The sequence below is a fragment of the Coleofasciculus sp. E2-BRE-01 genome (assembly GCF_040221695.1).
Classification (GTDB): domain Bacteria; phylum Cyanobacteriota; class Cyanobacteriia; order Cyanobacteriales; family Coleofasciculaceae; genus Coleofasciculus.
The window spans coordinates 1-21,398 of record NZ_JAVKEA010000182.1 but is presented as its reverse complement, the minus strand read 5'-3'; the positions used below and the strand labels follow the sequence as shown (position 1 = coordinate 21,398).

At 46.7% G+C, this 21,398-nt stretch carries 18 protein-coding genes and 1 pseudogene; 9 read left to right on the top strand and 10 right to left on the bottom strand.

Annotated elements, in window-relative coordinates; translation table 11 throughout:
• Positions 1-266 precede the first annotated feature (266 nt).
• The 3 genes from RIG66_RS22340 to RIG66_RS22330 all read right to left on the bottom strand — a co-directional run bounded on the left by RIG66_RS22340 (position 267) and on the right by RIG66_RS22330 (position 3,464).
• Positions 267-869: a Uma2 family endonuclease gene (locus RIG66_RS22340; protein ID WP_446380922.1), complete on the bottom strand. Its 603-nt coding sequence runs from the start codon at positions 867-869 to the stop codon at positions 267-269.
• Between the two features lie 189 nt (positions 870-1,058).
• Complete coding sequence (gene mtnA / locus RIG66_RS22335) at positions 1,059-2,114, bottom strand: S-methyl-5-thioribose-1-phosphate isomerase (RefSeq protein WP_446380921.1); 1,056 nt, start codon at positions 2,112-2,114, stop codon at positions 1,059-1,061.
• Positions 2,115-2,240: 126 nt separating this feature from the next.
• Positions 2,241-3,464 carry an NAD(P)/FAD-dependent oxidoreductase gene (locus RIG66_RS22330; protein ID WP_446380920.1) on the bottom strand — a complete coding sequence of 408 codons (1,224 nt, stop codon included), beginning with the start codon at positions 3,462-3,464 and terminating at the stop codon, positions 2,241-2,243.
• 373 nt (positions 3,465-3,837) lie between these two features.
• Here RIG66_RS22330 and RIG66_RS22325 point away from each other — a divergent pair, with 373 nt between their 5' ends.
• The gene (locus RIG66_RS22325) at positions 3,838-4,434 is read left to right on the top strand and encodes a TetR/AcrR family transcriptional regulator (protein ID WP_446380919.1); all 597 of its coding nucleotides are present in this window, start codon (positions 3,838-3,840) and stop codon (positions 4,432-4,434) included.
• Between the two features lie 190 nt (positions 4,435-4,624).
• Here the strand turns inward: RIG66_RS22325 and RIG66_RS22320 are convergent, their stop codons facing one another.
• From RIG66_RS22320 to RIG66_RS22310, 3 genes are all read right to left on the bottom strand, one after another.
• Complete coding sequence (locus tag RIG66_RS22320) at positions 4,625-5,575, bottom strand: DUF1517 domain-containing protein (RefSeq protein WP_446380918.1); 951 nt, start codon at positions 5,573-5,575, stop codon at positions 4,625-4,627.
• Between the two features lie 334 nt (positions 5,576-5,909).
• Positions 5,910-6,131, bottom strand: coding sequence for a sulfur carrier protein ThiS (gene thiS, locus RIG66_RS22315; protein WP_446380917.1), 222 nt, complete (start codon positions 6,129-6,131; stop codon positions 5,910-5,912).
• Positions 6,128-7,207: a thiamine phosphate synthase gene (locus tag RIG66_RS22310; RefSeq protein WP_446380916.1), complete on the bottom strand. Its 1,080-nt coding sequence runs from the start codon at positions 7,205-7,207 to the stop codon at positions 6,128-6,130. The genes thiS and RIG66_RS22310 overlap by 4 nt, the downstream gene beginning before the upstream one ends.
• Positions 7,208-7,392: 185 nt before the next feature.
• Between RIG66_RS22310 and RIG66_RS22305 the strand changes: the two genes are divergently transcribed.
• The 5 genes and pseudogenes from RIG66_RS22305 (at position 7,393) to RIG66_RS22285 (ending at position 14,864) form a co-directional block, all read left to right on the top strand.
• Positions 7,393-8,946 carry a DUF1565 domain-containing protein gene (locus RIG66_RS22305; protein WP_446380915.1) on the top strand — a complete coding sequence of 518 codons (1,554 nt, stop codon included), beginning with the start codon at positions 7,393-7,395 and terminating at the stop codon, positions 8,944-8,946.
• A gap of 130 nt (positions 8,947-9,076) precedes the next feature.
• Positions 9,077-9,256 (top strand): annotated as a pseudogene (locus RIG66_RS22300) (transposase); the annotation flags it as partial.
• A 591-nt stretch (positions 9,257-9,847) separates the two neighbouring features.
• Positions 9,848-10,927 carry a glycosyltransferase family 4 protein gene (locus RIG66_RS22295; RefSeq protein WP_446380927.1) on the top strand — a complete coding sequence of 360 codons (1,080 nt, stop codon included), beginning with the start codon at positions 9,848-9,850 and terminating at the stop codon, positions 10,925-10,927.
• A 108-nt stretch (positions 10,928-11,035) separates the two neighbouring features.
• Complete coding sequence (locus RIG66_RS22290; protein WP_446380914.1) at positions 11,036-12,322, top strand: glycosyltransferase; 1,287 nt, start codon at positions 11,036-11,038, stop codon at positions 12,320-12,322.
• A 256-nt stretch (positions 12,323-12,578) separates the two neighbouring features.
• Positions 12,579-14,864 (top strand): amylo-alpha-1,6-glucosidase, encoded by a 2,286-nt coding sequence (locus RIG66_RS22285; protein WP_446380913.1) that lies wholly within the window; start codon positions 12,579-12,581, stop codon positions 14,862-14,864.
• A gap of 348 nt (positions 14,865-15,212) precedes the next feature.
• Here the strand turns inward: RIG66_RS22285 and RIG66_RS22280 are convergent, their stop codons facing one another.
• Positions 15,213-16,067 carry a DUF72 domain-containing protein gene (locus RIG66_RS22280; RefSeq protein ID WP_446380912.1) on the bottom strand — a complete coding sequence of 285 codons (855 nt, stop codon included), beginning with the start codon at positions 16,065-16,067 and terminating at the stop codon, positions 15,213-15,215.
• A 57-nt stretch (positions 16,068-16,124) separates the two neighbouring features.
• Between RIG66_RS22280 and RIG66_RS22275 the strand changes: the two genes are divergently transcribed.
• Together RIG66_RS22275 and RIG66_RS22270 are read left to right on the top strand one after the other, a co-directional pair.
• Positions 16,125-16,988, top strand: coding sequence for an RsmE family RNA methyltransferase (locus RIG66_RS22275; RefSeq protein WP_446380911.1), 864 nt, complete (start codon positions 16,125-16,127; stop codon positions 16,986-16,988).
• Between the two features lie 66 nt (positions 16,989-17,054).
• On the top strand, positions 17,055-18,167 hold the full coding sequence (locus RIG66_RS22270; RefSeq protein ID WP_446380926.1) for a tetratricopeptide repeat protein: 1,113 nt from the start codon (positions 17,055-17,057) through the stop codon (positions 18,165-18,167).
• 54 nt (positions 18,168-18,221) lie between these two features.
• On the opposite strand, the gene RIG66_RS22265 is transcribed toward RIG66_RS22270, so the two are convergent.
• The 3 genes from RIG66_RS22265 to tpiA form a co-directional block, all read right to left on the bottom strand.
• Positions 18,222-18,632, bottom strand: a complete 411-nt coding sequence (locus RIG66_RS22265; RefSeq protein WP_446380910.1) for a hypothetical protein — start codon at positions 18,630-18,632, stop codon at positions 18,222-18,224.
• 628 nt (positions 18,633-19,260) lie between these two features.
• Positions 19,261-20,109, bottom strand: coding sequence for a dihydropteroate synthase (gene folP / locus RIG66_RS22260; RefSeq protein WP_446380909.1), 849 nt, complete (start codon positions 20,107-20,109; stop codon positions 19,261-19,263).
• A gap of 146 nt (positions 20,110-20,255) precedes the next feature.
• On the bottom strand, positions 20,256-20,981 hold the full coding sequence (tpiA, locus tag RIG66_RS22255; protein WP_446380908.1) for a triose-phosphate isomerase: 726 nt from the start codon (positions 20,979-20,981) through the stop codon (positions 20,256-20,258).
• Positions 20,982-21,079: 98 nt separating this feature from the next.
• On the opposite strand from tpiA, the gene RIG66_RS22250 reads away from it, so the two are divergent.
• Positions 21,080-21,398: hypothetical protein (locus RIG66_RS22250; protein ID WP_446380907.1), on the top strand; the 319-nt coding region annotated here is incomplete at its 3' end.

The following is a 21,398-nucleotide window of genomic DNA, read 5'->3' as shown; positions in this document are numbered from 1 at the left end:
ATTTTAGCTGTGTCAGTCCAGTAGCTTGCTTCTCGCGCAGCAAATATAATGAATGACATTTTTGTCAAGATCAGTTTTAGATCAAGAGCAAAGTGCGTCAGAACTGATCTAGAAGATCGTCTAGCTTATGAGCCAATATAATAAGTAGCAAGACTCCAGATGCAGTCATCAACCAAATAACTCTGCCTGAAGGAGGAAAGCATACACCCTGATACTTGTCCTCAGCCTTTCACAGAAAGCGCTGAGGTTTTTCGTATGTTGCCACTTTAACGACTGCGGATTGCTTGAATAAATTCGTTTACGGCATCGTACTGATCGGGATACTCAATGTAGCGTAACAACAGCGCCTTATCCAAATCAGGGAAAAAGGAACTACGATTCACCTCTTCGTACTCTAGAGAAGCGCCCAGAGAGAATATCCTCATCTGATCGGATTTCCAGAACCAGACTTCAGACACCCGCCTAGGTTTATACAAATCCCGTCTGTCGATAGTTCCGCTGGTCACGATAATCTCGATCACAATATCAGGCGTTTCCTTATTGCTACCAATGCAGTAAGATTCATCAGGTGTACCGGAGGCATATCCAGGTGATTCCAGCGTAAATCCACCACGCCTGTAAAATCGGATGCCCTTTTCTCTCATATAAGCTTCTAACAGCAAGCTAAGAGTGCTTTTAATATTTTCATGAAATGCCCCAATCGGAGACATAATTTCCATTACCCCGGATAAGTAAGTCAGCCTGACGCCTTGATTATTCTGTAATTGGGTTTCGATCGCTTTGAACTGTTCCCAGGTAATATCATGCAAAGTCACCAATTTTTCGGCTAATGGTGGCTGGGGTTGTTTGTCTAAAAGGGAGACGTTCATGGCTGTTTCTGGCAAACAAGGTAATTTTAGGTAGGGTAGGCAAGATTTATAATGCTTAAAACGAGTCGTGTTATTGTTTGTTGCCCTTGCCTACCTCAAGGTTACTTAGGATTTATTCTCAGTGTGGCAAGTTCTCAAGCGTACCAATGATCTTGCACCATTTCCAGTAAATCCCGGTTAACCCAACCATCACGCCAATTGCTTCACGCGAAATTGCTGCAACTCTTCTGGACGCATCGCCCCTTTTTCGGTAATAATGGCTGAAATTAACTCGGCTGGCGTGACATCAAACCCTGGATTATAAAACTCCACCCCCGTGGGACAAGTCACTGTCTCACCGATTTGATAAATTTCGGAGGGATGGCGTTCTTCAATCGGAATTAAATCGCCTGTGGGTAAGTCAAAGTCAACCGTAGAGAGAGGGGCGGCGACAAAGAAGGGAATATTATGGGCTTTGGCGAGTAATGCCACACTATAAGTTCCAATTTTATTCGCCGTATCTCCATTGGCAGCAATTCTATCGGCACCCACCATCACCGCATCAATTAATCCCTGATGCATACAATGGGCTGCCATATTATCGGTAATCAATGTTACCGGGATTCCTTCTTGCACACATTCCCACGCCGTCAGTTTTGCCCCTTGTAACCGGGGACGAGTTTCACAGGCATAAATTCTGGCTAACCGCTTCTCGCGCCAGGTTGAACGCACCACGCCCAAGGCTGTACCGTAGCCTGCTGTGGCGAGGGAACCCGCATTGCAATAGGTCAGAATACATAATTTTTCTGGAGTCGCGGGCATAGCTGCCAACCCATTATCCCCGATCGCCTTACAGATCTCTAAATCTTCAACCTGAATCGCCTGGGCGGTTACTAACAGTGCTGTTTTTAACTGATCCACTGAACCAATGGTTTCATGGGCAGTTTTCAACATCCGGGCGATCGCCCAAAATAGATTTACCGCCGTCGGGCGAGTCTGGCGCAGCAGTTTGGCAACTTCTTCGAGTTCCGTGACAAACGTCTCGCGATCAGTCGTTTTAATATCTCGCGCCCCTAAGTACATCCCGTAAGCCGCCGCCACACCAATCGCTGGCGCACCTCGGACAATCATAGTTCTAATTGCCCGTGCCATATCCTCACAGCACTTAATTTCAACCACTGTATAGTTGTGGGGTAAACGGGTTTGGTCAATTAGGAGTACGCGATCGTCGCGCCAAACGATGGGATACACCGGATTACTGGGCATGGTTACTTATGGGCTAATGTGGAAAACTGCATATAGTTTAACTTGCTTTGGTTATTTGTCATTCGTCCTTTGTCCTTTGTCTTTGGTGACGTTGGATACATCCTTTCAGTAACTCCGCCTCATCAGTCATGATTTATACTTCATTACATATTTTGCTTTCCACCAGGAGCGAATTTTTCGGATCAGGTAAACGATTAAACTTTTGGATAGTTTATTAAATTTATAGTAAAACACAATATCCATCATCTCTTGAGTGTCTAGAGGCGTCAGGTAAGATACCCCTTCATCAATTTTTTCGTCGCTTTCAATCAAATAGCGTTTCCTGCAAATTTTTTCAGATAAATTCCAAGTTCGGTAGAATTTCTGATAAATCTCTTTTTGATACTCCTGAAAACTGGCTGATTGACCCTTTAAATACTGCTGAATATGCTTGCCCGCGATTTCGGCGCAATGCATGGCATGGCGAATCCCTTCACCGCCCAAAAGGTTCACCATGGATACGGCATCTCCAATGGCAATAATATTATCGCGATAGTAAATATCCCTCAGTCCACTGGAATAGTGCAGCGTTGACCCATGAGTATCGATTATCCTATAGTCTTTGGCTTGTATATGCTCGTGAATCAGTAAATCAATATAATATCGAATCGATTCCGTCTGCTTAATAATTTTATGGTCTGATCGATACGATGCCGCGCCTACCTTTAACCGAGGCTTCTCCATGGGAAATATCCAAGAATAGCCTTTTGGCATCCATTTATGCCCCAAGAAAAACCAGAGGGAATGGGCATATTTATCATAATCATCATCTGAGACTTCAATTAAATATTCGATCCCAGAGGGCTTGAAAAACGCAGGTTTCTCGCTGTCCTTAGTATACATAACCGCCCTAGCGGGTCCTGTGGCATCCACCAACACCTGGGTGGTGACAGTAATCGGTTCCTTCCCTCGCGGCTTCAGTTCAACCCGCGTCTCACCTTCTGTTTGGACACATCTGACATATCGACATCCCAGCCAAACCTCGCCGCCCCAAGATTTAACTTCATCAGCCAGAAATTGTCTCAACTTGGCGAAATTTAAGACAGCCCCTAAGGTTTGCGGAGCATCCCAATTTCGGGTTAAATTGGTGGTTACAATCACCAAATTATGCCAAAAACTGCCGACAACCTCCTCAGGTAAGTCAAATTTTTCTAAGGTTTCTAATGGCGTAGCCGCACTGGAAAAATTATTTTTCTCAAAGGTTTCATGCTGCTCGACCAACAAAACCTGATAACCGGATTTCGCTAACCACCTTGCACATTGTCCCCCGGCTGGACCTGCGCCGACTACGACAACATCGAAATTTCGCATACTATATTAGTAAAGGGTGTCATGACTCCAGTCTCTCATACCAGGTTGCAAGTTTAGTAGTAACTGTTAATTTTTTTGGGCAAAAGGTAAATGGAAAACTTGCTTCCTTTCCGTCCTGCTCCTTTACCTTGTCCATCTGTTACTGCGCTTAAAGAGGATTGGAAATCGAGGATGAGTAAACATGATCGCTGATTGGGTTCCTTTGAGTCTGTCCTAACCTTGATGGCGATAGCTATACATCCTCGATGATCAGTTGAAATATTGTTTAGTCCTGAATGACTAACCTACTCCCTCCTTTCATCTTACGCAGGAGAGGGGAATTTTGAGCTACGAAATGCAACTGACAAGCAAATAAACCATTCCAGAATTATGTATGAAACCATCTAAACGCGAGCAAATTGCCCAAGCCGCTATGCAACTTTTTATCCAGCATGGCTATAGGGAAACCAGTATGGATCAGATCGCCGCTGAAGCAGACGTATCTAAGCATACCATTTACAATCATTTTCAATCAAAAGAGGGATTGTTTATCGAATTGGTGGAACAGTTCATCTGTGAGCAGTTTCAGCCTGATTTTAATTTTAACCCGTCAGATGAGCCAGCCGTAGGGTTACGGAGATTGGCAGAGGCATTTCTGGCGAAACTGAATAATCCAGAGTACGCGGCGTTTCTACGTTTATTGATTGCCGAATCGGGTCATTTTCCTCATTTAGCACAATTGTTTATCCGCCGGGTTATTGGGGAAGAACGTCATAGTCTGAAACAGTATTTTGAGTCCCATCCAGACTGGCACATTCGTGATCCGGAGTTGACTGCTTATATTTTTTTGAGTTCTATGTCTTCCTTGGTGCTTTTTCAAGAGGTTATGCAAGGAAAGTCAATTTTGTCAATCGAACAAGACCGTTTAATTGACCAGTTAGTTGACTTGGTTTTATCGAACTCGGCGGTTCAAGTTTTATCACCGCCCTGAGACGAATTGTTTCCGGGATAAGGTCAAATTTAGCGGTTGAGAGTAGGGCGGGTTTCGTTGTTGAGCGTGAGGTTGGTTGACTAATTTAGCGGTTGAGAGCAGGGCGGGTTTCGTTGTTGAGTATGAGGTTGGTTTACTCCTTAAATCCCTAAACCCGCCCCTACATCTTTGGCGTGCGATCGCGGGTGAGTTATACCAGTTTCAGATCAGGATATTCTGCTAATACATCATCTGAGGTTAACGTATCGCCTTCGGCTTGAGGTGTCCAGAGGGCTTCAATTGCCAATAAGCGATCGCTCGATACACCACCCATCTGACGCAAGGCTTGACGCAAGTCATCGGAACTATTGATGGTGGGTAATTCCAGCTTCCCTTGCACACCGACTAAAAGGGTAACGATAATGTATTCACCCGGATCTTGAGATTCAACCAAGGCTCCATCCCCTTCAGCCGCTTTAGCAGTCCCTTGGCGAAGTTGACCCTGATAATTGGATAGGGTTTCTTCGGCAAATTTACTACGTTCGGCTAGGGAAAGCTGATTAAACCGAGCTTCGGCGGCGTCTAAAGCAATTTGCTGGGATTGGGTTGCACCATACACCCAGTATTCTGGATGGCGGAGTAAGGCTAAAGTAGACTCTTGCAGCACTTGCGCTCGTCCTTGAGGGGAATCGGTATTAGCTTGTTGAGCTAACTTGTCAAGTTCATACTGAAGCTCACGCGCACTGGCAAGTAAACCCACTTGCAAGCGTCCCACGGAAACCTTGGGATTGATGGTGCTAGGGACATCATTTCCGCCTCCTTCACCCAGACGCCGGAAAGACTGCACCAAGAAATTCGCGATCGCAAAAAAGATCAGAATTCCGAACAGACTCCCCACACCACCGAAGCCGAAGAAGGGTAAGAGAAACGGAAAGCCAATTCCTCTCCCACCATATCCATAACCGCCACCGCCACCGCGATAACCCCCACCAGGGCGAGAATAGGTACGACTGGGAGCGCGGAAGGAACCGCCTCCAATTCTCCCACCACTACGAGCGGCTAAAGCGTCACTGGCATTTCCCAGGACTAAGGTAAAAATGAGACCAACAACAAGCAGAGACTTTAAAAAAGGTTTGATCTTTGAAAAAAGATGGTTACGCATACGTTATTTAGGACTATTCCAACTTCAGTGAGTTTTCCATGGCTGACATTAGCCACAAACACCTTAATCTGAATGAAGGCAGACAACTCACCTCAAGCCGGATGGGTATTACTGACTACACTTTTACTGTACCGCTCCCCTTTATGAGCTGAAACATCCTAAGAGTGGAGATTACCGATTGGTCATTGGTCATTTGTCATTTGTCATTTGTCATTTGTCATTCGTTATACTCCCTTCGCGAGAAGCAAGCTACGTCATTCGCCATTCGTCCCCTGCTCCCCCTGCTCCCCCTGCTTCCCCTGCTTCCCCTGCTTCCCCTGCTTCCCCTGCTCCCCTACCCACCACCGACAATCGTTACCACCTCTAACTGATCCCCATCCTTCATCTGAGTATCTGACCAAAACTGGCGGTGAAGAATCTCGCCATTGTACTCAACCGCCACTAAGCGTGGATTTAAGTCAAGCTGTTCTAAAAGCTGAGGCAATTTGGTGTCAGCCGCACAGGTACGGGATTCACCATTCACTTGTAGAGTAATTTGATTATTATTGTTGGTCATGATTGAGGAGTACCAGCTTCAATACGACGCAGGTTTTGTTCTTTGGTGAGTTGAGAGAGAAAATACTGAGTCACCAATGTCGGTTGTTCAGCCTGCATAATTGCACGCACGATCGCGACTCGTTTCGCTCCCGCCCCTAAGACCTCATGAATATTATTCGGATCAATGCCACCGATCGCAAACCAGGGAACTGAGGCTTGTTGCGCTGCATACTGCACATAGTCTAACCCCGCCGCTGTTTTGCCGACTTTGGTGGGAGTTTCATAAACGGGTCCAACGCCAATATAATCCGCGCCTTCTGTAATTGCCTGTTGCATTTCCTCAGGATTTGTGGTAGAGCGACCAATAATTCGATGGGGTCCCAGGAGTGTTCGGGCGACAGCGATTGGCAAATCCTGCTGTCCTAAATGAACACCATCGGCATCAATTGCCAGAGCCAAATCCACGCGATCGTTCATAATCAATAATGCCCCGTAATGGTGGCACATCTGGCGTAGTTTCTGGGCTTGAGCGAGTTTGACTAAATCATCAGCACCCTTTTCCCGATACTGAACTAACGTCAGTCCCCCTTGTAGCGCCGCTTCTACCGTGGGTAAGAGTTGGTCTGAGGGAGAGGTAACTAAATAAAGCTGCGATCGCTTCAGCCGTTGATAGCGGTGGTAGATGAGCAACTGACTCTCCAGGGTATAGACCCGATAGCGCATTTGCTTACAAGCGGCTCCCATACTAGGACTATAGAGCTTACCATATTCCTCTAGTACCCGTAAGGCTTCCTGAACCCGACACAGGTTCGCTTGCAAAACCTGTTGGATATTGGCGCGGTGTTCTTCCTGGGGATGAGAGAGTTCCGTCCCCAAATCACCGGGCGTATCCCGTTCGGCGCGAATCTCGCAATTATGCCAACGGGCGAGTTCTTGGCGCATCTGTTTGCATTCACTCGCCATCTGGACGCTATTTAGACCAAAGCGACACCACTCTTCGATAATCCGTAAGCCTTCTCTGGCTCGGTCTAAATTCGCATCTAAAATTCGGCAAACTGCTGGTTCTTGATCTATCCAACCGTTGTACCCGCTCATCGCCAACTGCTCCACATGATTTTTTATCCTAACAGGGTAGTGGCTGTTAATCGTTGACCGAGTTTTGAGTAACTCATAAACTATCGGGAATTATTTAAATATTGTAGAACCATTGTTAATTAGCTATTCTAGTGCAACTGAGTACAGTAAACTCAAAACATAGCTTCAGATTCATACCGCAGCAGATGGTTAAGCCTTACCTAATTCAATGGTTCCACCACCTACGCCCAATCCGGTTTAGGATAGGCGCGATCGCTGTGGTTTCTCTTAGCTGCATCACCCTGACTCCTCTGGAAGCTGTAGCACAGTTAACACCGAATCCTCAGCACCTTGTTGTCAAAAATCAACAAGACACCCAAGTGTGGTTGGTTAACCCCATAACTGGGGATGATATTAATGGTAATGGTAATATGGATTCCCCGTTCAAAACCATTGCCAAAGCCTTACAAGTCGCGCAACCGAATACGGTGATTCGATTAACGCCGGGAGTCTATAGTTCTCAAACGGGTGAAACCTTTCCTTTAATTTTGCCCGATGGCGTCACGTTGCAAGGAAATCCCCGCACCAGAGGGGAGAATATTATCATTCAAGGGGGGGGCATGTTTGAGAGTCCCACCGCATCTCAGCAGAATATTACCATTCTGGCAGCAAACCCCGCCACGGTAACGGGGGTGACGATTACCAATCCCAATCCTCAAGGCTATGGGTTATGGATTGAATCCAGTTCGCCAGTAGTCGTGGATAATACATTTACGGAAAATACCAGCGCCGGAATTGTGGTGAAAGGCAATAGTGCGCCCACGATTCGCAGCAATTACTTTTATAACAATGGTGGCGACGGTATTCTGGTGGCGGGGACATTACAAGCAGATGTGCGGGAAAATGTGTTTATTGATCGGGAAAACGTTACTTTGGAATTAAGTGGCGATGGCGAAACGCCGCTGCGAAGCGCAGATCGCAACAGTCCCACAACCTCGGTTGAATCCCCCACGACTACGAGTATTCCCGAAACCGAATCGGTATCTGAACCCGTTGCAACTACCGCGAATCCTTCCCCAACTCCTGAAAGCGTTTCCCCCATTATTGAACCGGAAACGACTATCTCCCAGTTAGAAACCCTTCCCACCACGTTTCCCTCAGACTGGACAACTATCTCCCTATCAGTGGCGAATCCCCCAGAATCAACTGAGACTCAACCCGCAGCCGGAGATCAGACAGGCGCATCCTCCTCAACCTCCCCCATTTCCGCCGCGTCTTTTCCGGTTCCCGCCAGTCTCCAGTCTCAACAGAACCCAAGTAACCCAGCGACACCAGCCGCAACCGTTCCCCAGATCATCGATATTTCCGTCCCCTCGCCAACCGAGACGGCGATACCTGATAATTCTATACCAGCCACCTCGACACCTGAAGCCGAGATGGGAGATATCACGGTTAATTCTCCAGAGAAGCCTAGCCGGGATTCTATTCCTGTACTCAGTAGCAACAACCCATCCGCCATCCCCCAGGAACCGCCCCCAGAAACCGCACCGGAAGGGCGTTATCGGGTATTAGTCGCCGCCGCAACTGATGATCAGCAAACCTTAGTGCGATCGCTGATTCCTGGGGCATTTCGTACATCTTACAATGGCAAATTAATGATGCAAGTGGGATTATTTAGTAGCCGCGAAAATGCCCAAGAAATTCTTAATTTGCTTCAAGAGCAAGGATTAACCGTGACCATAGAAACACTTCAGGACTAGAATTACTGTAGGATTTCCCATAATTGCAATGCTGTAATAACAGGGGTTTCATGCGTTTTTATTAGGGGTGTTTGACCGTAAATGATATCACAACCTGAACAACCAAACCCGCCCTGATTCAAATTGCATGGATAGCATTTTTTCTAAAGATGAAGACTTAGAAGAGGTAAGAAAGTTAGTCCCAAACGCAACTTGGTTTCGCTCTATTTCTTATCAAACTGAAAGGTCATGGAGTCGTCAAAGAAGAGTGGTTACTAAAGTTTGTTATGGCAGTGAAGGGTTAGAGCTTCGTCATGTGGTTACATCTTTACGGGTCTTTCGTAGTTAGTGTGCTAAATTGCTAGTTTGATTTGCTCAAATATTGGACAGCAATAGCTTTAACTATTTTTACCCGGATTTCAAGAGAGTTTTGAGGCGATGAAAAGCTACAGTCCTTGTTTGGTCAGACTTCTAATTGATTAAAAATGATAGCTTAGCACACTAAGTCCGGAAGAACCAGTTTTTAGCTCTCGAAGATAACCAGCATAGTTGTGAAAATAACTGAACAGCTAATATCTCCCCCGCTTCCCCTGCTCCCTCTGCTCCCTCTGCTCCCCCTGCTTCATCGTATCTACGAAGCTGCTCAAGTATTTTTATGCCCGCTACACTAGGGATATCGATTACAAACCTTCACGACTAAATCGGCTATACGGTTTTCCCTACCTGTCAGGGGTAGAATTCACGAATTGGCAAAACTAGCTCCCCCTGAGTATAATTTGCTCTATACACCTTAACAACAGAAGGTCGCGAATCCGAAGATCACGCTTGTTGAAGTGACCAGCGCCACGTTAATTAACCCTAAATTACTAACGTTTCTTCATTCCATCTCACTTGAAATGGGAATTTAATGGAAATTTTCAAAATGCGGATTGCTCAAATTGCACCGTTGTGGGAACGTGTACCTCCCCCAGCTTATGGTGGCACAGAATTAGTGGTTAGTTTACTCACCGATGAACTCCTCCGTCGGGGTCATGAGGTAACCTTGTTTGCATCCGGGGATTCACAGACACTGGCAAAACTGGAGCCAGGATGTGAAAAAGCCTTGCGTTCTCTCGACGTAACGCATCAAGAATACGCCATTTATGAGCAGATGCAGTTGAGCAAAGTTTTTGAACGGGCAAATGAATTTGATGTGATTCATGCTCATGTAGATTACCCGGCGCTTCCATACACGAACTTGACAAAAACGCCAGTTGTGCATACGATTCATGGTACATTTTCGCCATTAGTTGAGCAGATTTTTACCAAGCATCGTCAGCAACATTTTGTCAGTATTTCCAATTCTCAGCAGCGCCCTGAGTTGGGACTGAATTATGTGGCAACGGTTTATAACGCGATCACACCCGAACGCTTTAAATTTTACTCTCAGCCCAAACAGCCACCCTATCTGGCGTTTGTTGGGCGCATATCCCCGGAAAAAGGACCCAGGTTAGCGATTGAAATTGCCAAGCGTTCCGGATGCCATTTGAAAATAGCGGGTAAGGTTGATCCCAAAGATCGAGCCTTTTTTGAGGCGGAAGTGGAACCTTTAATTGATGGTAAACAAATTGAGTTTTTGGGTGAAGCCAATCACGCTCAAAAAAATGAATTGATGGGAGGTGCGGTGGCGACGCTATTCCCGATTACCTGGCGTGAACCCTTCGGACTGGTGATGATTGAATCCATGGCATCTGGCACCCCGGTGATTGCTATGGCGTTAGGATCAGCCCCAGAAATTATCGTTCACGGCAAGACAGGGTTCCTCTGTGATACAGTCGATGAATGCGTGGATGCGATCGCGAAAATACCTCAACTGAATCGACACGCCTGTCGGGAACATGTTGAAACCAACTTCGCAGTGAAACACATGGTTGATGGATACGAAGCCGTCTACAACCAAATTCTAGCAGAACGGTTTGCTCACAATGGTCATCTGCACGTTCCCACGCTTCTAGCCAGCTAAGTTTATAGAAGGCAGATGGCAGAAGGCAGAAGGTTTCAAGACATAGGTTAAACCTTCTGCACCCGACAGAAGCTATCAGATAAAATTGAATGAGGAATGAGGTGAATCATGAACAAAACCGTTCATAGACAACCCCTGGCTTTGCTTTCCATGGGTCAGGATGTTGTCAATCAGCCGTGTCAAGATGGGCAAAATAAACGCCTAACTCCTGTTCATCAGCTTAGCCAAGCACTGGCAAAACTCGGCTGGCAAATCGATTGGTTTACTCCGCAAACTCATCCTGAGCAACCGAAGATTGAATGGAGTGCACCTCACTGTCGTATCATCCACTTGGCAGTGAATGGAGAAAAGCCGCTAAGTCGCGATCAATTCCCTGAATACTTGCCTGAATTTGTCAAAGCCTTTCAAGCGTTTCAAGCCAAAGAAGGAACCCACTATCCTCTGATTCATACCCAGGATTGGCTATCGGCTCAAGTGGGGTTGAAATTAAAAGAATCGACAACAATTCAATTAATCCACACCAATTGGTTAACGGATAAGCTGCAAGGCAGTAAGATCCGTTCAGTGGCTCAAAATCATGGGGTTAGCAAAAATCGGATCACACCAGAAGTCGATCAAGTGATTATTATGTCACCAGATTGGTGCTTTAGCGCCCAACCATCCCCCAGGATGTCCAAGTCAGACGCGAAAGCGAAATTGGGGCTTGGTGTCAATGAACAGGTGCTGCTGTATGTGGGTAAGCTTAATGCCAGTAAAGGGATTGATACACTGATAACCGCGCTGAAGTTATACCGCGATCGCACACCAGCAGAGACGATAAATTCACTGCGCTGCGTGATTGTTAGTCCTGATGCCAATCCCCAGGCGAGACAGCGAGTTGAGCAATGGATTCACCAATTTGAGCTAGAGCAACAGGTTATTCTGATTGAATCTGTTCCCTCAGATCAACACTGGCTCTACTACACCGCCGCCGACGTCTGCATTATTCCCAGTCGATATGAGCCGTTTGGATCAGGCACAATCGCTGCACTGGCGTATAAGATACCCATTGTCGCCTCGGATGTGGACGGATTACGCTTTACCATTGTGCCAGGGGAAATGGGTTTGTTAGTCCCTCCAGGGGATGCAGCGGCATTCGCTGAGGCGATTCATCGAGTGTTAGTGGATGAAGTGTTGGCGCAACGCTTGAAACGACAGACAACGGATGTAACAGCCTCGGCATTGAGTTGGAATCGGGTGGCGGCGCATTTGAGTGATATCTACCGTCGCCGATTAGCGGGTTCTCTGAGTACAATCGTGCCAGATGTGCAGAATCCCTGCATCTTGTACGTTCCTTCAGAGGGATTGAGTCAATCGACTGTTGATGTCGAGGAGGAATTGATGCAAGTTTCTTAAGGTAGAAGTCGCAGCAGGAAACAATCTGTAGGGGCGGGTTTTACAGATAACTGTTTGGCATTTTTCCGAAATTTGACTAAACCCGCCCCTCACCTAATCAGCCCGTTGACTGGGCGAAGCATTCGCGATGATAATTAAACGGTACAAAAAAATTTGGGCGCGAAGGCGAGAGTCCCTACGAACCCCTAAAAATACGAAGACGGATGGGTGATGTTTGACGTTTGATATTTGATATTTGATATTTAGGTTTTCAATTATGTCTGATACAGATACCCAGAACGACAAAACAGCAACAGTTCTAACTATCCTGGAACTCAACGGTAGAACCTTTGCACCGGCTGAACAAGTGCCGATTCCAGAGTTGCAATGCAGGACGACAAAACGACTCCAATCGACACTTACGATGAAAGATGACGACCTATTCTTGATTACTGATCCCCTAGGCAATATTACCGGATGTCTTGATGACGAATCGGACAAAAGCTTGGGGTTATTTTGTCAAGATAGTCGGTTTCTCAGTCACCTAGATTTACAGATTGAGGGACTCTCTCCCATTTTACTCAGCAGTACAGCCGGACGGGGTTTTGCCCTTTCGGTTCTCTGTGCGAATCCTTATGTTGAGGGACGTATTCCGGCGGAAACGATTGGCATTCAACGCAATATTGTACTACAGGGTGGACTGTTTGAAGACCTGAAGATTACCAACTATAGTACCCAACCTGTTGAGTTTGAACTCAGTTTAAGTTTTGATGCCGATTTTGCCGATCTATTCCAAATTCGCGGTTATCTCCGTCAGCAGATAGGGACTTTAATGCGACAGGTTATCCCTCAAGAGGATAATGCTTTGGACTGCGATATACAATCCTTGGTTGAGGAAACGGGCGAACTTACCTTAGCCTATCAGGGATTGGATCAGGTGTTGATGGAGTCTCGAATTCAGTTTTATCACCATCAGCCTGATGAATTTAGGGGATATACGGCAATTTGGCGGTTGGAATTGAATTCTCACGAAACCCAGAAATTTGGGTATCGCTTACAGCCCTTTGTTGACAATCGTCCAGCTTCTGTGGTGAACGCGCCGACAACCCTAAAACAAGCGATCGCGGCTGAGGCGATGGAGGAGCGGGATTGGCGAGAGGGTGTGACTCGGATTCGCACGGATAATCGAGTCTTAAACCAGATTATTGAACGCGCTGAACAGGATATCTATCTTTTAGGTCAAACCTTTGGCAAGGGTAAGATTCTCTGTGCTGGGATTCCCTGGTTTTCCACGTTATTTGGACGGGATTCCCTGATTGCTGCAACCCAAACGCTGATCCTCGATCCGGGGATTGCGCGTCAAACGCTGATTACCCTGGCGGAGTATCAGGGTAAAGTTGACGACGAGTGGCGGGAAGAAGAACCCGGTAAGATTCTCCATGAGTTGCGTCTGGGTGAAATGGCTCGTTGTGGCGAACTCCCCCACACGCCTTATTATGGTACGGTCGATGCCACGCCGCTGTGGTTGATGCTCTATGCTGATTATTATGCCTGGACTTATGATCAGGAACTGTTGGATCGGTTATGGGATAATGCTTTAGCGGCGATGGATTGGATTGATCGCCGTTGTCAGCAGACGGGATATATAAGCTATGAATGCAAGTCGAAGGGGGGACTTCGGAATCAGGGATGGAAAGACTCAGGAGACTGTATCGTTGATGCCAAAGGCAAGTTAGCGGAAGGGGCTATTACGCTGGCGGAAGTGCAAGGGTATGTTTATGCGGCGAAAATGCGCTTAAGTCAGCTTGCGCGTAGCAAAAAGCAGTTAGATTTGGCAGAACGTTGGCATGAGGAAGCCCAAGCCCTGAAAACCCGCTTTAATCGCGACTTTTGGCTCCCTGATCGCGGTTATTGTGCCTTGGCGTTGGATGGTAAGGGCAAGCCTGTGGATAGTATCACCTCTAATCCGGGGCATTGTCTAGGACTGGATATTTTATCAAAAGACAAGGCACACAATGTCGCCGAACGATTGCAAGCGCCGGATATGTTTAGTGGCTGGGGGATTCGTACCTTGAGTAGCTTATCTCCCGCCTATAATCCCATGGGTTATCACCTCGGATCAGTATGGCATCACGATAATGGGATGATTATTGCCGGATTGCGATCGCTCGGATTAGTGGATCAGGCGTTAGAGGTGGCTCAGGGTATTATCGACATGACGGTGCAACAACCCTATTATCGTCCACCGGAACTCTTCTGTGGCTATGAACGCACCCCCAATAGCACACCCGTGCGGTATCCTGTGGCGTGTTCGCCGCAAGCCTGGGCAACGGGAACGATTTTTCAACTCCTACAGGTGATGGTTAATTTAGTACCCGATACGCCCAGGAATTGTTTGCGAATTGTTCATCCTACTCTACCGGAATCCGTGCAGTATTTGTCTCTGCAAAATCTAAAAATTGGGCAAACCGTATTAGATTTGGAATTTGAGCGATCTAGTGGAGCAACTGCCTGTCGAGTTGTCCGGAAACGCGGCAATTTACGAGTTGTCATTGAAGCTTGATCGCCAGGGAGTATCTCATACTAAGTTATGTTTTAACCTGTCTTATAACAGCGAAACTAAAATAGGTTGTCGGTTGGGTTGACGCAAGGAAACCCAAATCAGCAAAGGATTTTAAAGCGGTTTTCAAGTTAGTGGACTACAGACAAGGCTTGAGCCGCAAAGCAAGTGAATACAATTGTGTATTCCATAAACATGAAAAGTACTGTAATATCAACCTTAGTCAAGGGCGACCCGATCACATTGAGTAGATACAGTTGTTGATTTGTGCAAGCGGGTCGCCCCTACACCAGGATTCAAGGTGATATGGTTTCAGCGGGTACTTTTACCTTCTTTATATATCCATTCCTGTCAAAACAAACTTAATTGTATGGGTGAGTGATCAATCTGATTCCACGGTAACGGAGGAATAAGTACACCATTTTCTTCCAATAATTGCTGAAACTGTCGCGCATTAGCTGGAGAGTAGTCTTCAATGGGGCAGTGAACGAAAAAATAAATCTGTCGCCCTAACTTTAACTCCTGATCCACCCAGTTTACCCACTCTTGGAAAAATGGCTGATTCACCTCTTGATCAGGATGACTAATAAACCGCACGAAACTAAATTCTGCTGTCACCACAGGTTGCACAGGGAGTCTTGGCTTGCGAACATCTAATGGCGTTTTATAATGAGTTGAGTGACTATAAGCAGGTCGGCTATCCAATAACACTCGCCCGACTCCTAGTTGGGTTAATAATTCATTCAGATGACTGGCGTGGGGTTGTTCAAACCAATCAGGATGACGTACTTCTAGTGCGATCGCAGCCTCTGTTTTCTGACATGCTTCGAGAAAGGCGGCTAAATCCTCTAGGAATGCGGGTTCGTAGCTGAGGGGAAGTTGGACAAACACTGGACCTAAATGTTCTCCTAACCCTCGCATCGTCTGCAAAAACGCCAACGCATCTGAAATTGAGGGTTTCAAGAATCCATTATGAGTGAGCGATCGCGGCAATTTAGGGCAAAACTGAAAACCCGGTGACATCTGGGATTTCCACTGCGCGATCGTTTCTGAACTGGGAATGGCGTAAAATGTGGTATTGCCTTCAACGGTTCTCAACCGTTGACTATACAGATGCAGCAATTCCCCTGCTGGACTCTTCGGCGGATAAAACTCACCAATCCAACCCTTATACGCCCAAACGGCACAACCCAGTAAAAAATTCATGGTTCCGTCTTTAGTTTGCTACATCTACTATGAATAATGAACCATGACCAATCAACTATGAACCTGCAACGGTTAGTCATCTCACCCACGCAACGACAAAACCAACAGATTCTCCTCACCGAAAGCCAACAGCATTACCTGGTGCGAGTCTTGCGACTGACTGAAGGCGATCGCTTTATTGCCATGGATGGACAGGGAAACTGGTGGTTGAGTGAGTTAATGGCGAACCTAACCCAGGCGACAATTATTGAATCGATCCCCATCCAAACCGAATTACCTTATGTAATTACCCTAATCGCCGCGATGCCCAAGGGGAGTGGATTTGAGGATATTATCTCCGCTGCAACCGAACTCGGTGTAACCGATATCATACCAATTAAGAGCGATCGCACGATTCTCAACCCCAGTCCCCGCAAACTAGAACGCTGGCGACGTATCGCCCAAGAAGCCGCCGAACAATCGGAACGTCAGATTGTACCCACAATTGTTGATCCCTTGGACTTTACCTCAGCTATTAAACAAGTTATCGACTCCACCACCCACCGCTATATTTGTGTCGCACGGGGTAACGTTCCTCATCTGTTAAATTGCTTACCTAAGCTAGAGGTTATTGATCAGGGAGATGGGGAAAATAAGGGAGATGAGGGCGGGTTTAGCAACATCAGGGTGACAACAAACGATCATAGTGAAACCAACCCCTACATTCAAAACCCGGTTCCAGATGAACGCAGCGAAGGGTCAAAACGCCCTATCATCACCATTGCAACAGGACCCGAAGGCGGCTGGACACCCCAAGAAATCGAACAAGCGATCGCGGCTGGATTTCAACCCATTTCCCTAGGACACCGAATTTTACGCGCTGTTACCGCCCCCCTCATGGCTCTTTCTTTAATTGCTGCTAGTTTAGAGACACAAAAGTGACAATCTTTTACAAATGACAAATGACAAATGACAAATGACAAATGACAAATGACAAATGACAAAATCATGCTTGACCAAGTTACGAATGCCTTTAAACAAAAAGACTACCGCACAGCGGCTCGGTTACTTAAACAGTTAGCCAAGGAAGACCCTAATAACCCGTGGGTGCGACTCTATATCGGACGTTTACACGAAGCCACAGGTAAGCTAGACGCCGCAGAAACGGCTTACCGCAAGTTACTTAAAAATACCACGCATCCTAAAGTCATGACCCAAGCGCGTCAGGGATTGGAGCGTTTAGAAGCCATGGAACAGGAAAAACGCCGCCAAGCCTTAGCCCAAGCCACGGCTGACCCCGAAAATACTCAATTCGGTATTTTAGTCCTCGAACCCATTGAACCCGAAGCCAAACCCACTGCCGCCCAAACCTTGGCGAAGATTATGCAAATCGATCCCTATACTGCCCGCCTACAACTCCCGACACGGGGATGGCGGTTGTATCGAGTTGGACCCATTGGCGAATTAAAATTTTATGCGTCATCCCTCAAGCAGGGTTCAGTTCCCTGTTTTTGGGCAATTTTGGCGGAGATTCAATCCCTAAATGTGTTTAGGGTTCATTATTTTTCCCAAGTCAGTTCTCAAGAAGCTACCGTTGTCTGCGAAAATGATCAAGGTCAACTGGGTTCCCTCCCCTTCCAGTGGTCCCAAGTGAGTCAACTGGTGGAGGGACGCTTACCTATTTTTGAACAAGTGGTGGATGTTGACGCTCGTGGTAAATTACAGCGTAAGACTCAAACCCAAGACTACGCCCAGTTTTGCGACTTGCATTTACCGACGAGAAAAACTATCCTGCGTTTATGCGATCGCGATTATCAATTTCAACAGGGAATTGAACTATCCCCCCAGCCCAAAAATCACCCAACTCAGGGAAAATCCCCATCTTCCCTAAGCCATACAACTAATCGAATCAACTGGAATAAGCTGCGGGATTTTCTCAACCGCCAACGTCCTCAAACCCCTGTTTGGTCAGATTTCACCAATTTTGCTGAAACGGCTCTCGATTACAAAGAAATGCTGACTCGTTTACCCGCTCACATTGACTTGTTTCGCCGTCAAGAAAGCCTTTGGGATTCTGCTTTTGAACTATACAGTGGACTGGTTTTTCTGAAAAATAATTAATGTAGAGACGTTTCATGCAACGTCTCTACAATCTGCACCGCCAAAGGAAATCGCTTATGAGCGAGGAGGCTGCACCTGACGTGCCATCTCTAGGAAATTATTCATACTCGGACCTGGACGCCGCCGACTACTATTGGTTTTGAGTGGCAATAAGTTGTTTGGTGCAAAGGTGAGTCCCGGTTGAGGCTCGGCTTTGCCATTGCTAGCTGCTGCTGGCGTCGCTTGGGGTGCAGCTTTTTGCGGTTTGGCTGCTGGTGCTTTAGCCGCTTTCGCTGCTGGCTTCTTCGCTGCTGGCTTTTTCGCTTCTGCTTCTGGAGCTTTGGTTTCTTTAGCGGGTTCCGGTTTCTTCGCTTCCGGTTCCGCTTTTGCTGCCCCCGTATCGTCTAGCTCCAAAAAGTAGTCTTTACTTTTTTTGCTTTTCGGAGCTTCTGACGATTTGTTTTTAGATTTTAAAAAACTGAACATTTAGCGATACTCCTGTCTCTTAGAGAAAACTTAACAAATTTGCCAAAGTATAGATGAAAACAAACGATGCCAACGTCTGCCACTTCTGATTGTACAGGTAAAATGCTACCTCAATCAGTTTTGTTAGCGTTTTGGCATTGGGCTGAACGATGCCAACCGCTTAGCTTAGACTCATAAGAGCTAAGACTTTTTGACTCTTATGGCTACTCCATGGGAATTGACTTGTCTGGCAATTGAAGGGTTTGATTTGCCTCATAATTTCAAGGCTTTTTATTCAGGTTTTTCTAGATAGACGAACGTTATATCGTCTTCTATCATTTTGACTTAACGCACTTGTTCCACTTAGCTTCAATTGCTCATCCAAACTCCAGTAGAGAGGTCAATAACAATTTTTATTTTACCGTTTGATGGTACTTTTTCATTAACTCAAATACGGCTTTTGATGACTTGACAACAATTGATTGATCAGGCTATCTGTACTCCAGGTTGATCTTTAGCTGGGATGACGCTGCTCTAATACATCGCTGTCAGATTAGAATTATGAGTTTTTAGGGCGATTTTTGCAAGGTTTCGCTAAATTTCTTTACAAAAATTCACAATTATTTTCTTAACTCAGTGGCATTGTCTACTACCGCCAGATGGCATCAGCCACCCGACAGACATCGTGCATTTCGGCAACGTCGTGAACCCGGAGAATATCAGATCCTGCCGCAATCGCCGCACAGCAAGCCGCCGCCGTTCCCCAGACTCGTTGCTTGGGGTCAGGTTGGTTAAGAATGTGACCAATAAAACGTTTGCGAGACACGCCGACTAAAATAGGCACACCGAGGGAACGAAAAGCAGCAAGTTGTTGCAGCAGTTGTATATTTTGTTCAGCGGTTTTGGCGAACCCAATCCCCGGATCAATGATCAGGCGCGATCGCACAATTCCCGCGTTGATAGCCACCCGAATTTGACCCTCTAGGAACTCGTAGATTTCGCCGATCAGATCGTGATAATCGGTCAGCTTTTGCATGGTTTGGGGGGTTCCCCGGATATGCATCAAAATGATTGGCACACCCAATTGGGCAACCACAGGAAACATATCCGGGTCAAACGTGCCACCGGAAATATCATTGACAATATCCGCCCCTACCGCCACCGCTGCTTTGGCGACAGAGGCTCTGGTAGTATCCACCGAGATCGGAACAGACAGGGAGGAACGCACCGCCTTGATCACAGGGAGTACACGCTGAAGTTCTGCGGTTTCCGAAATCTCCTCAGCCCCCGGTCGGGTTGATTGCCCGCCGATGTCCAGAATATCCACACCCGCCTCGACCAGCCGTTGAGCTTGTGCCAAAGCTGCTGCTGGGGTATTAAACTCCCCCCCATCACTAAAACTATCCGGCGTCACATTTAAAACGCCCATGAGGTAGGTACGTTCTCCCCAACAGAAAGAACGTTCTCGGATGGTTAGTTGTCCTTTGTCATTTGTCATTTGTCATTTGTCATTTGTTCTTTGTCATTCGTCTTATGTCATTTGTCATACTCGCTTCCCGAACAGAAGCAAGTCATATCATCGATTTGTGCATCGATCTGTTTTTTCGACAAATGAACCCTAACTAATGAACCATGACCCATGAACTACTGATAATTGACAATTCGGGCAAATCCCCCCGGATCAAGACTGGCTCCGCCAACTAGCACCCCATCAATTTCAGGTTGCGCCATAATCTGATCAATATTCGCCGGCTTGACCGAACCCCCGTACTGAATTGGTACATCCGCAACTTTCAGTTGAGAGCGAATCAAACCCATGATCCGATTGGCTTCTGCGGCTTCACAGGTATCCCCTGTGCCAATTGCCCAGATCGGTTCATAAGCGATCACCAGTTGCTGCTGATCCACATCCACCAAGCCTTCTACAAGTTGCTGGCTGATGTGAGATTCCGTTTCTCCCTTATCCCGTTGTTGCTTCGTTTCACCGACACAAAGAATCGGAATTAACCCGTGACGCTGGGCGGCGAGGAGGCGCTGGTTCACGGTTTTGTCCGTTTCACCAAAGTACTGACGTCGTTCACTGTGACCGACAACGACATAACGCAAGCCGAGTTCGGTCAACATGGGACCAGAAATTTCCCCGGTGAAAGCGCCTTCATCTGCCCAGTGGATATTCTGCGCCCCTAGCTGCACCCGGCTATTGTGCAGATTTTTGGACATCACTCCTAAGTCTGTAAAGGGAACACACAGAACAACTTCCCGCTCTGGGGGCGTTTGCTTCAGCTTGGGCATAAATTCTTGCAAAAACTCAGAGGACTCCCTTTGAGTTTTGAACATTTTCCAGTTACCGGCAATGACTATTTTTCGCACAGCTTAAATAAAATCGTCTTAATCTTGATGCATCCTTCAGTTTATAGCCTTGAGGCGCAATTGACAGACCCAAGTTAGCTGTTTTAGGGCGACAATCCTTGTCTAACTCCTACTGCATCAATGGTCTAGCGATCGCGCTGTGGCAAAGTCCAATGAAGAGTCACCCAACTAGAGAAGAGAACCTGTTGGGTAGAGCGATAGCGAAACCCAACCTACTATATAGAACTCGCGATCGCGCTGTGGCAAACTATGAGCAGGCGCGTCTGGAGGGGGGTACTGACAGGTGTAGGTTTTTTATTTTATGGTTGGGACAAGACAAGGAGGACAAGGAAGGAAAGAAGACAAGGGGGGAAAACCGTACAGAATTCGGTTCGGTCAAACTAACTTCTAAAAGCCGAAACGCCCTATTTTTCGTTC